The 11,770-nt window shown below is 42.4% G+C and carries 10 protein-coding genes; 6 read left to right on the top strand and 4 right to left on the bottom strand.

Going from position 1 to position 11,770, the window contains the following annotated elements; genetic code table 11:
* Positions 1-39 precede the first annotated feature (39 nt).
* From jag to rpmH, 4 genes are all read right to left on the bottom strand, one after another.
* Entirely contained in the window at positions 40-825 is a 786-nt protein-coding gene (jag, locus tag AB5N96_RS12395) for an RNA-binding cell elongation regulator Jag/EloR (RefSeq protein ID WP_204591218.1), read from the bottom strand.
* Entirely contained in the window at positions 822-1,589 is a 768-nt protein-coding gene (gene yidC / locus AB5N96_RS12390) for a membrane protein insertase YidC (protein ID WP_204591220.1), read from the bottom strand. Before yidC ends, jag begins: the two co-directional genes overlap by 4 nt.
* Complete coding sequence (gene rnpA, locus AB5N96_RS12385; protein ID WP_204591222.1) at positions 1,586-1,969, bottom strand: ribonuclease P protein component; 384 nt, start codon at positions 1,967-1,969, stop codon at positions 1,586-1,588. Before rnpA ends, yidC begins: the two co-directional genes overlap by 4 nt.
* Positions 1,970-2,206: 237 nt before the next feature.
* On the bottom strand, positions 2,207-2,341 hold the full coding sequence (gene rpmH / locus AB5N96_RS12380) for a 50S ribosomal protein L34 (RefSeq protein ID WP_094941861.1): 135 nt from the start codon (positions 2,339-2,341) through the stop codon (positions 2,207-2,209).
* Positions 2,342-2,859: 518 nt separating this feature from the next.
* Between rpmH and dnaA the strand changes: the two genes are divergently transcribed.
* The 6 genes from dnaA to gyrA all read left to right on the top strand — a co-directional run bounded on the left by dnaA (position 2,860) and on the right by gyrA (position 11,520).
* Positions 2,860-4,212: a chromosomal replication initiator protein DnaA gene (gene dnaA, locus AB5N96_RS12375; RefSeq protein ID WP_204591224.1), complete on the top strand. Its 1,353-nt coding sequence runs from the start codon at positions 2,860-2,862 to the stop codon at positions 4,210-4,212.
* Positions 4,213-4,380: 168 nt separating this feature from the next.
* On the top strand, positions 4,381-5,517 hold the full coding sequence (gene dnaN / locus AB5N96_RS12370) for a DNA polymerase III subunit beta (protein ID WP_204591226.1): 1,137 nt from the start codon (positions 4,381-4,383) through the stop codon (positions 5,515-5,517).
* 101 nt (positions 5,518-5,618) lie between these two features.
* Positions 5,619-5,840 (top strand): S4 domain-containing protein YaaA, encoded by a 222-nt coding sequence (yaaA, locus tag AB5N96_RS12365; protein ID WP_204591228.1) that lies wholly within the window; start codon positions 5,619-5,621, stop codon positions 5,838-5,840.
* 1 nt (position 5,841) lies between these two features.
* On the top strand, positions 5,842-6,960 hold the full coding sequence (recF, locus tag AB5N96_RS12360; protein WP_204591230.1) for a DNA replication/repair protein RecF: 1,119 nt from the start codon (positions 5,842-5,844) through the stop codon (positions 6,958-6,960).
* A 37-nt stretch (positions 6,961-6,997) separates the two neighbouring features.
* Entirely contained in the window at positions 6,998-8,917 is a 1,920-nt protein-coding gene (gene gyrB / locus AB5N96_RS12355) for a DNA topoisomerase (ATP-hydrolyzing) subunit B (RefSeq protein ID WP_499705697.1), read from the top strand.
* An 80-nt stretch (positions 8,918-8,997) separates the two neighbouring features.
* The gene (gene gyrA, locus AB5N96_RS12350; RefSeq protein WP_392455195.1) at positions 8,998-11,520 is read left to right on the top strand and encodes a DNA gyrase subunit A; all 2,523 of its coding nucleotides are present in this window, start codon (positions 8,998-9,000) and stop codon (positions 11,518-11,520) included.
* Positions 11,521-11,770 lie beyond the last annotated feature (250 nt).

The raw sequence follows: 11,770 nt of genomic DNA, 5'->3' as shown, positions 1-11,770 counted from the left end.
ATTGGACAAAAAAAGAAGCCCACTAAGGGGCTCCTTTGCTTATTGAATCGGTTCAATTACTAAGTGACGATGTGGGTCTGCTCCAACAGAATACGTATCGATGTCTACATGTGTAGATAATGCATTATGAATAATTTTTCGTTCATACGCATTCATCGGTTCGAACTCGACTTTCTCTCCAGAACGACGTGCTTTATCCGCCATTCGTTCTGCGAGTTGTTCAAGTGCTACTTTTCTCTTCTCTCGGTAGTTTTCAACGTCCATTTTGACGATCATGAAGTTCCCCGAGTACTTATTTGCAACCAATTGAACAAGATTTTCAAGCGCATTTAAAGTTTGACCACGCTTTCCAATCAACTGAGCAGCTTTCGAACTGTTCAACTGGAAGTGAACATACTTGCCTTCGACTTCATGTGTAACGTCTAAGTCGTTGATTCCCATTCCTTGCGCGACTTCTTTCATGTATCGGATCGATTCTTCAATTGCTTTATCATTTGTAATCTTGGCAACGGGTGTTTCGACGACTACAGGTTCAGTCTGTTCAGACACAGCCTCAATCGGCTGTTCACTGATATCAACTGCTGCTGATTCAACGACCTCTTTCGTCTCTTCGACAACCACTGGAGAGGACGGTGTTTCTTCAACAGTCACACCGTCTTTGACATTCACTATCACAACTGCAGGCTTCGCTCCTAGACCGAGAAAGCCTTTTTTACCTTCATCTAAAATCTTGATCGACGCTTGATCGCGACGAATTCCAAGCTCTTTTAATGCTTGTTGAATTGCCTGCTCACTTGTTGCTGCAGTTTGTGTAGTGGATCTCATCTCTTTTTCCCTCCCGTTTGAACTGGAACGACCTGTGGCTTATTCCACGGCTTGTAGATTACTAAGTTTTGGATCAATGAGATAATGTTTCCGATTACCCAGTACAGGGTTAATGCTGATGGTAAGATCAAACCAAATCCGACAATCATAAATGGCATAATATACATCATGATTTTCATTTGTGGGTTGTCCATCGCTGGGCCTGTCATCAGAGTAACTAATTGGAACACCCCTGCAAGAATCGCAAGTGTAATACTTGGCTCTGCTAATGGGAAAATCAAAAAATCACCAAGATTAATTTCTGGAGTAGCATTCATGCGGCTGATGGCATGATAGAATCCGATTAAAATCGGCATCTGAATCAAGACCGGTAAACAACCTGCTGCTGGGTTGACACCCTTCTCTTTAAAGAGTTCCATCATTTCTGCTTGGTATTTTTGTTGTGTTTGTGCATCTTTTGAGCTGTATTTTTCACGCAGTAACTTCAATTGAGGTTGAATTTCCTGCATTTTTTTCGAGCTCTTTGTCTGCTTAATCAAAAGTGGAAGGATGGCTAAACGGATAATGACCGTAACTGCGATAATTCCAAGTCCGTACGTTCCAAGCAGATTTTTAAAATACGTGATAGCTGAAACAAGTGGCCATACGATGTATTCATTCCAGAACCCGGTTGATTCATCGTAAATTGGCGCATTGAATTCTGTACACCCTGCTAAAAATAGTGCAGACACTATAAGCAGAGTGAGAAGTGCCTTCTTTTTCACCTTGTACGTCCCCCTGCATTGTCTTCTGTTTTCTTTATCTTACCACTCGAACGATAAACTTTCGCGATTTTCAATACGTGTTCGAGACTCTTTTTTGTCTCATGAAAATCTAGTGTGGCCGCCGGAATCCTGGCGATAATAATATAGTTGGCGGGCTTAACATCGTCTTTCAGTTCTAGAAAGGTTTGACGTATGTATCGTTTAACACGATTTCGTGTGACTGCATTTCCTACCTTTTTACTGACAGAAAGCCCAACTCGGAAATGTGTCTCTTCACTTGGCATGATATAAACGACAAACTGTCTGTTGGCATACGACTTCCCTTTTTTAAAGATTTCCTGAAATTCTTTGTTGTCTTTGATCCGCTGGTGTTTATTCATGGACCTCCGACCTTCCTGTAAATATCTGTTGCGTGTTTTGGTTTCTTTCTAATAGGAAGAGCAAAGTTTTTTGTGGTGGAATCGAGTTCCGAACGCCAGAAACACACTCCGGAATCAGCCGCACCCGCAAAGGCTGAAGAGCGCCTTCACGGGCACGTCTGATTTCCTCGGAGTTTCTAGAGTGGCGTTCTCCACATCTAATATAGTAAAAAAAAATCCACTGAGGGTTCAGTGGACTTATGCTGATAATACTTTTCTTCCTTTAGCACGGCGTGAAGCTAATACGCGGCGACCATTCTTTGTGCTCATACGTGCGCGGAACCCGTGAACTTTGCTGCGTTTACGTTTATTTGGTTGGAATGTACGTTTCATTGTGTAAGACACCTCCTGCTTTGACTATTCTTAAATATCTCCAGACAGTCTTGACTATTATACTTAAATCTGCCCCAGACTGTCAATGCGCAAAATTTAGTTTTTCCTCATGCTCCAGATCAAGTTATCCACATTCTCGACAAACACTTGCAAATTTCGATGGGAATATGTAAAATCACCATTCTAAGTTATCAACATCCCTTATGAACAGTTTTTGCACATATTCATACCTGTGGACAACTATAACTGTGTGTAAATCAGGCTTTGTGGATAAGTTCAATCAAGTCTTGTCAGTACTAGCTAAAAATGATATGCTAATTGTGTTTTACTCTGTACATAAAAAATCGCCTTTTTCAGTTATCCACATTTGTTAATAAAGTGTGGATAATATTTTTCACAGTCTGTGTAAAGTTTTATCCACATGTATTTTATAGTGTGTATAATTGTTCTATATTTTTTTGCCATGTCGAATTGCGTCTGGCTTTTATATGACACAAATCAGAAAGGAGTGTACCTCGTTGGATCAACTCGAAGAACTATGGGGCCGGGTGCTCGCTGAGATGGAGAAACAAGTTTCGAAACCGAGTTTTGAAACGTGGCTGAAGTCGACAAAGCTCTTATCTTATAAACAAGACACGTTGACAATCGCAGCACCAAACTCATTTGCGCGTGACTGGCTTGAAAACCATTATGTCCATCAAATTGCTGCGATTTTGCATGATTTGACTGGAAAGGAAGCGATGATTTCCTTCATCGTTCCAAAAGATCAAAACTTAGAAGACTATGACATTCCTGCACCAAAGCCGATGGTCTCTCAAGACGATCAGCCGGACTTCTCACCAGGTATGTTGAACTCAAAGTATACGTTCGATACATTCGTTATCGGTTCCGGAAACCGCTTTGCGCATGCTGCATCACTCGCAGTCGCTGAAGCACCTGCAAAAGCGTATAATCCACTCTTCATTTATGGAGGAGTTGGACTTGGAAAGACCCACTTGATGCATGCCATTGGTCATTATGTACAAGAACATAATCCAAATGCCAAGGTGGTGTATTTGTCATCTGAAAAATTCACAAATGAATTCATTAACTCCATCCGAGACAATAAAACTGTCCATTTCCGCAATAAGTACCGCAATGTAGACGTGCTGCTAATAGATGATATTCAGTTTCTTGCTGGAAAAGAATCAACCCAAGAAGAATTTTTCCATACATTCAATGCGTTGCATGAGGAATCTAAACAAATTATTATCTCTAGTGATCGTCCGCCTAAAGAAATTCCAACACTTGAAGATCGCTTACGTTCGCGCTTTGAATGGGGCCTGATTACCGATATTTCGCCACCGGACTTAGAGACACGTATCGCAATCCTTCGCAAAAAAGCACGTGCAGACGGCTTAGATATTAGTAATGAAGTGATGGTATACATCGCCAATCAGATTGATTCTAATATCCGCGAGCTTGAAGGAGCTCTCATCCGTGTCGTTGCGTATTCATCTTTGATCAATCGCGACATCAATGTCGATTTGGCTTCTGAAGCACTAAAAGATATTATGCCTGCCAGTCGCTCACGCATCATCACCATCTTAGACATTCAAAAAGTCGTTGGAGAGCACTACCATGTACGTTTAGAAGACTTTTCAGCAAAGAAGCGAACAAAATCAATTGCCTATCCACGTCAGATCGCTATGTATCTCTCTCGTGAACTGACAGATTTTTCGCTGCCGAAAATCGGAGAAGAATTTGGAGGTCGTGATCATACAACGGTCATTCATGCGACTGAAAAAATTTCAACTCTGCTCAAAACAGATGAAACGCTTAAAAGTGAAATTAAACAGATTAAGAGTCTATTAGGACGCTCATCTGAATAGTGTGGATAACTCTACTAGTTATTCGTTAACTTACAAACACTTTATGCACATGTGGATAACCATATTTCTGTAGGGGAAAATGCACTTATACACATATTCACAGTGCCTATTACTATTGCTGTTATTCTTTAATAAAAATAAATATGTATATAAGGAGCTGATTTCAGCGTGAAATTTGAAGTAATGCGAGATCGCTTACTCGAGGCATTGAATGATGTCATGAAAGCAGTAAGTTCAAAAACCACCGTCGCAATTCTTACAGGAATTAAAATCGAGGCAAAAAAAGAAGGGATCTACTTAACAGGTAGTGATGCAGATATTACAATTCAAACATTCATCCCACTTGAAGAAGATGGAGAGCAGATTGTTCAATTGACACAGACTGGTTCCATCGTATTGCAAGCACGTTTCTTTAATGAGATTGTTCGTAAGCTTCCAACAAATGACGTTCTTATTGAAGTGAAAAATAATTATCAGACAGATGTTCGTTCTGGAAAATCAGAATTCCATCTGATCGGTCAAGATGCCAACGACTATCCATTACTTCCTCAGATGGAAGAAGACCAATCCTTCACAATGCCAGCTGACTTAGTCAAGTCCATCATTCGTGAAACGGTCTTTGCAGTTTCGACTTCAGAAAGTCGCCCAGTACTAACAGGGGTGAACTGGCAAATCCGTGATGGTGAGTTGATGTGTGTTGCAACAGACAGCCACCGTCTAGCACGTCGCTCGACAAAGCTTGAAAGTGCTCCTTCTGAAGAGTACAACGCAGTGATTCCAGGGAAAAGCTTAAACGAGCTCAATAAGATTCTTGAAGATAACTCAGAACCTGTCGAGATTGTATTAACTTCCCAACAAATTTTATTCAAAGCTGGAAACGTCCTATTTTATTCACGTCTTCTTGAAGGAAACTATCCGGACACGAGCCGCCTGATTCCTTCTGAACATAAGACGCTGGTCGTAGTAAATGGCCGTGCACTTCACCAAGCCATCGATCGTGCATCTTTATTAGCGCGTGAAGATCGCAACAACGTGGTCCGTTTCACGACACAAGGGCAAAGTGCAGTAGAGATTTCATCCAACTCTCCTGAAATCGGGAAAGTAGAAGAGCAAGTGCTTGCAGAGCAGATTGAAGGAGAAGAGCTAGTTATCTCGTTCAGTGCAAAGTATATGATGGATGCACTAAAAGCTATTGAAGGTCATGACGTGCAAATCCAGTTCACTGGGGTCATGCGTCCGTTCATTTTAAAATCTGTGCATGATGATGCGATTTTGCAATTGATCTTGCCAGTCCGAACGTATTAATTTCCAAGGAGTCGCTCATTGCAGCGACTCCTTTTTACTTATCCACAAAAATAGGGTAAAATGGAGTGATAATGACTTTTAGAAAGAGTAGGTATCAAACGATGAATGAGATTCGATTTGATTCAGAATACATCACACTCGGTCAACTATTAAAAATGACCGGTGCCATTGATTCAGGTGGGATGGCGCGTCCATTTCTTCAAATGAACACAGTTTTTGTCAACGGAGAAGCAGAAGACCGCAGAGGGAAGAAGCTTCGGACAGGAGATGTCGTTCTCATTCCTGAGCATGGAAAGTTTAAATTGATCGGACCTGAGGCGTAGAATGCACATCGAGACATTGGCGCTTTCAAATTATAGGAATTATGAATCGGCTCAAGCTGATTTTTCTAAACATGTGAATGTCTTCCTCGGTGAAAATGCACAAGGCAAGACCAATATCATGGAGGCCATTTATGTACTTGCGATGGCGAAATCTCACCGCACCTCAAACGATAAAGAATTGATACGTTGGAACGCGGAATATGGTAAAATAAAAGGTGATGTTCATAAAAAATACGGCACCATTCCATTCGAACTGACCATCTCGCAAAAAGGCAAGAAAGCAAAGGTCAATCATTTGGAACAATCCCGTCTTAGTGACTATATCGGTCAAATGAACGTCGTCATGTTTGCACCAGAAGATTTGAATTTGGTAAAAGGTAGCCCGCAGGTGAGAAGACGGTTTTTGGATATGGAAATCGGCCAGATATCACCTGTTTATTTGCATGACCTTTTACAATTTCAAAAGATTTTAAAACAACGCAACCACATCTTGAAGCAGAACCAAGGGAATCCTTCGTTCGACGATGTGATGTTTGCGATTTATACAGAACAATATGTAGAAGCAGCAGTCAAAGTGCTGAAAAAACGCATGCAGTTTATCGAGCTGTTGCAGTCCTGGGCAGAACCCATTCATCATGGTATTTCCCGAGGACTTGAGAAGTTAAACATCCGCTATCAGTGCACAGCAGGTATCGATTTAGATGCAGGTCCTGAAGAGTGGAAGCAACAGCTGACAGAAAAACTTGAGAAGTCGAAGCGTCAAGAAGTCCAGAGGGGAACAAGCCTTTACGGTCCACACCGAGATGACTTGCAGTTCTTTGTTAACGACTATGACGTACAGACCTATGGATCTCAAGGACAACAGCGAACGACTGCGTTGTCACTGAAGCTTGCTGAAATTGAATTGATTCACCAAGAAGTCGGTGAACCACCCATTTTATTATTGGATGACGTCTTATCTGAACTCGATGACTTCAGACAAACGCATCTGTTAAATACTATTCAAGATAAAGTGCAGACATTTGTCACAACCACAACTGTAGATGGTCTGACACATGACGTCGTCACACAAGCCAAATTGTTTCATGTGGAACATGGAACGATTGAAGAGAAACACTAGATGTGCCAAACAGAAAGAGTAGGTGAGTCACTTGGCAATGGAAGAAAAAGAAATCCAAACTTCTTATGATGCAGACCAGATTCAGGTTTTAGAAGGTCTCGAAGCCGTCCGTAAGCGCCCTGGAATGTACATTGGTTCTACCAGTTCAAAAGGTCTTCACCATTTAGTATGGGAAATCGTCGACAACTCGATTGATGAAGCATTAGCCGGTCACTGTGACCATATTACAGTCACAATTGAAAAAGACAACTGGATCCGTGTAGAAGATAACGGACGAGGTATTCCTGTCAGCACCCATGAAAAGATGGGGAAACCAGCCGTTGAAGTCATCATGACTGTTCTTCACGCCGGAGGAAAATTCGGCGGGGGCGGTTACAAAGTATCTGGTGGTCTTCACGGTGTAGGTGCTTCAGTAGTAAATGCCTTATCCGAACATGCTGAAGTAATTGTGCATCGTGACGGAAAAATTCATGAAATCAAGTTTGAGCGTGGCGCTGTTACGCAACCACTTGAAGTCATTGGAGATACCGATACTACAGGTTCGACAACACGTTTCAAAGCAGATTCGGAAATTTTCACAGAAACAACGGAGTATGAATTTGATATTCTAGCGAATCGTATCCGTGAACTTGCTTATTTGAACCGTGGTCTAGCTATCACGATTCAGGATGAGCGTGAAGGCCAAGAACAGAAAAAGACGTTCCACTATGAAGGTGGAATTAAATCATACGTCGAACATTTGAATGCCAAAAAAGAGCCTCTTCACGAATCGATTTTTGTAGAAGCAGAGCGAGAAGGAATTGCAATTGAAATTGCGATGCAATACAACGCAGGATACAATGCAGCCATCTTCTCATTTGCCAACAACATTAATACGTATGAAGGCGGAACACATGAGTCTGGATTTAAAACAGCTCTTACACGTGTGATCAACGACTATGCGCGTAAAAATAATCTTTTAAAAGAATCTGAAACCAACCTGACAGGTGACGATGTACGTGAAGGTCTAACGGCTATCATTTCCATCAAACACCCAGACCCTCAGTTTGAAGGGCAGACCAAGACGAAACTTGGGAACTCAGAAGTGAGCCAGATCACAAATAGCTTGTTCTCAGAAGGCTTCGAGCGCTTCTTGCTTGAAAATCCTTCAGTAGCACGTCAAGTGGTCGAAAAAGGTCTAATGGCCGCTCGTGCACGTGTCGCTGCGAAAAAAGCTCGCGAATTTACACGTCGTAAATCTGCACTTGAAGTGTCGAGCTTACCAGGGAAACTTGCGGACTGTTCATCACGTAACCCGGCAGAAAGCGAACTGTATATCGTAGAGGGTGACTCTGCAGGCGGTTCTGCAAAATCAGGTCGTGACCGTCACTTCCAAGCGATCCTTCCACTTCGCGGGAAAATTTTGAACGTGGAGAAAGCACGTCTTGACCGTATCCTAGGAAACAATGAAATTCGTGCAATGATTACGGCACTTGGCACTGGAATCGGTGGCGAGTTCAATTTAGAAAAAGCACGTTACCATAAAGTCGTGATTATGACGGATGCCGATGTCGATGGTGCACACATTCGTACACTCCTATTGACGTTCTTCTTCCGTTTTATGCGTCCGTTGATTGAAGCGGGGTATGTCTATGTTGCACAACCACCACTTTATCAAGTGAAACAAGGAAAGCATATTGAATATTGTTACAGCGATAGTCAATTACGTGCCATCTTAGAGCGTCTTCCAAAACAACCAAAGCCAAATGTCCAGCGTTACAAAGGTCTTGGTGAGATGAATGCTACGCAGTTATGGGAAACAACTATGGATCCAGAGTACCGTACATTGCTACAAGTCAATTTAGAAGATGCACTTGAAGCAGATTCTATCTTTGAACAACTGATGGGCGATGAAGTAGAACCACGTCGTCAGTTCATTGAAGACAACGCAGTATACGTGAAAAATTTAGATATTTAAAACTAGTACCACATCTCGTCATCTTTTCGGCGAGATGTGTGATTTCGTTTAGGTGAAGAAAGAATGGGAGGTCAAGCAGCATGTCGGAAGTACCGAATAAAGGCGTAAGAGGAATTAATATCAGCAATGAGATGAAGACTTCATTCCTTGATTACGCTATGAGTGTTATTGTTTCACGTGCGTTACCAGATGTACGGGACGGATTAAAACCGGTTCATCGCCGAATTCTTTATGGAATGCAAGAGCTCGGGAACACACCGGATAAATCATATAAAAAGTCAGCGCGTATCGTCGGTGACGTAATGGGGAAATATCACCCACACGGCGACTCCTCCATTTACGATGCGATGGTACGTATGGCACAAGATTTCAGTTACCGCTACATGCTTGTAGACGGTCACGGGAACTTTGGTTCGATTGACGGAGACGGCGCCGCGGCAATGCGTTATACCGAGTCGCGTATGTCAAAAATCGCAATGGAAATGCTGCGTGACATCAACAAAGATACAATCGATTATAAAGACAACTACGATGGCCAAGAAAAAGAGCCAGCTGTGTTGCCAAGTCGTTACCCGAACTTACTGGTTAATGGAGCTTCAGGGATTGCGGTTGGGATGGCAACAAACATTCCGTCACACAACCTTGGAGAAGTCATCGATGGTGTTTTAGCCCTTGCTGAAAACCCAGCAATTACAATTGATGAACTGATGGAATTTATTCCAGGTCCTGATTTCCCTACTGGTGGAATCATCTTGGGACGAAGCGGGATTCGTCGTGCTTACGAAACAGGACGCGGCTCAATTATCACGCGTGCAAAAGTTGAATTCGAGGAAAAAGCGAGTGGCAAACAAGTCATCATCGTCAAAGAAATTCCGTATCAAGTCAACAAAGCACGCTTGATCGAAAAAATCGCAGAGCTTGTGCGTGATAAGAAAATCGAAGGTATTACACACCTTGCAGATGAGTCCGATCGCGATGGTATGCGTATCGTCATTGAGCTACGTAAAGACGCAAACACGCATGTCCTTTTGAATAATCTATACAAGCAAACACAACTTCAAACAAGCTTTGGCGTGAACATGCTTGCCCTTGTTGACAACCAACCAAAAGTATTGAACTTGAAAGAGGCATTGTACCACTACCTAGAGCATCAAAAAGTGGTCATCCGTCGTCGTACACAGTTTGACTTGAATAAAGCCAAAGACCGCGCACACATCTTAGAAGGTCTGCGCATCGCATTAGATCATATCGATGAAATCATCGCATTGATTCGTGCCTCTCAAACTGGCGACGAAGCAAAACGCGGATTGATGGAAAAGTTCGAACTATCCGAGCGTCAAGCGCAAGCTATCCTAGATATGCGTCTACAACGTCTAACAGGGCTTGAGCGCGACAAAATTGAAGAAGAATACAACGCATTACTTGCTCTCATAGAAGAGTTAACATTTATTCTTGAAAATGAATACCGTGTTATTGAAATCATTCGTGAAGAGCTTATCGAGATTCGTGACAAGTTCTCCGACAAACGTCGTACAGAAATTATGGCGGGTGGGGCAGAAATCATGGAAGATGAAGACTTGATCCCAGAAGAAAACTCGGTACTGACATTGACAAACAAAGGCTACATCAAACGTTTGCCGGTGAATACTTACCGAAGTCAACGTCGTGGGGGTCGAGGTGTTCAAGGAATGGGCACCAACGAAGATGACTTCGTAGAACACCTATTGAATACCTCTACACACGATACCATTCTCTTCTTTACGAACAAAGGAAAGGTGTATCGTGCACGTGGATTCGAAATTCCTGAGTATGGCCGTACAGCAAAAGGATTGCCACTCGTCAATTTACTCAACATCGAGCGTGATGAGAATGTTACGGCGATGATCCCAATGTCTTCATTTGAAGACAACGAGTATTTCATCTTTACAACACGTGATGGCGTTACAAAGCGTACACCAGTTACAGCATTTGCAAACATCCGTACAAACGGTCTGATTGCTGTTTCTCTTCGTGAAGAGGATGAGTTGATGGCTGTTCGTCGCACAGATGGTGAAAAAGATATCATTATCGGAACGCACCAAGGACGCTCTGTACGCTTCAAAGAATCGGATATCCGTTCGATGGGTCGAACAGCAGCTGGAGTTCGAGGTATCAAACTTCGCGAAAACGACTTCGTTGTCGGCATGGAAATTCTTGAAGATGACCAGGAAGTCCTCGTTGTAACAGAGAATGGGTATGGAAAACGTACAGCTGCCTCTGAGTACCGTCTGCAATCTCGCGGTGGATACGGAATAAAGACGTGTCAGATTACGGAGAAGAACGGAAACTTGAGTGCATTGAAAACTGTTGATGGAACTGAAGATTTGATGCTGATCACACTTCAGGGCATGTTGATTCGTATGGCTGTAGAAGATATCTCCACGACTGGACGTGCAACGCAAGGTGTTCGACTAATGCGCTTAAGTGATGAAGAAAAGATTGCTACAGTAGCAAAAGTTGAAAAGAGTGAAGAAGAAGAAGTCGAGCTTTTAGAAGACGGGACAGTAGTAGAAGGTACCGTCGAGCAAACTCCTTCTATAGAAGAAGAACCAACTGAAAACTAATAGTTAGTAAAAGAGACTTATGATTTTATAAGTCTCTTTTATTTTTCTAGAAAAATAGTATTGACCTTTCTCCGTATCCTTGGTATGATAAGTAGGTCGCTAAGGCAGTACAACATCAATAAAATAAAGTGTTGACAACTGATTGATAAGTTGATATACTTTAAAAGTTGTCTCAAGACGACATATGAACATTGAAAACTGAACATGCAAGACGTCAAGATAGAGCGTCACCGCCCCGACCCCCGTTGGG

The organism is Chryseomicrobium imtechense (assembly GCF_041475995.1).
In the GTDB taxonomy this organism is placed as follows: domain Bacteria; phylum Bacillota; class Bacilli; order Bacillales_A; family Planococcaceae; genus Chryseomicrobium; species Chryseomicrobium aureum.
Note: the sequence above shows the minus strand (reverse complement) of the source record. Positions and strands in the feature narration are given on the sequence as shown.

Excerpts from the sequence above, each read along its gene's own strand:
- jag (WP_204591218.1), bottom strand. The coding sequence starts at position 825 with ATGAGATCCACTACACAAACTGCAGCAACAAGTGAGCAGGCAATTCAA.
- gyrA (WP_392455195.1), top strand. The coding sequence starts at position 8,998 with ATGTCGGAAGTACCGAATAAAGGCGTAAGAGGAATTAATATCAGCAAT.
- rpmH (WP_094941861.1), bottom strand. The coding sequence starts at position 2,341 with ATGAAACGTACATTCCAACCAAATAAACGTAAACGCAGCAAAGTTCAC.
- yaaA (WP_204591228.1), top strand. The coding sequence starts at position 5,619 with ATGAATGAGATTCGATTTGATTCAGAATACATCACACTCGGTCAACTA.
- recF (WP_204591230.1), top strand. The coding sequence starts at position 5,842 with ATGCACATCGAGACATTGGCGCTTTCAAATTATAGGAATTATGAATCG.
- gyrB (WP_499705697.1), top strand. The coding sequence starts at position 6,998 with ATGGAAGAAAAAGAAATCCAAACTTCTTATGATGCAGACCAGATTCAG.
- rnpA (WP_204591222.1), bottom strand. The coding sequence starts at position 1,969 with ATGAATAAACACCAGCGGATCAAAGACAACAAAGAATTTCAGGAAATC.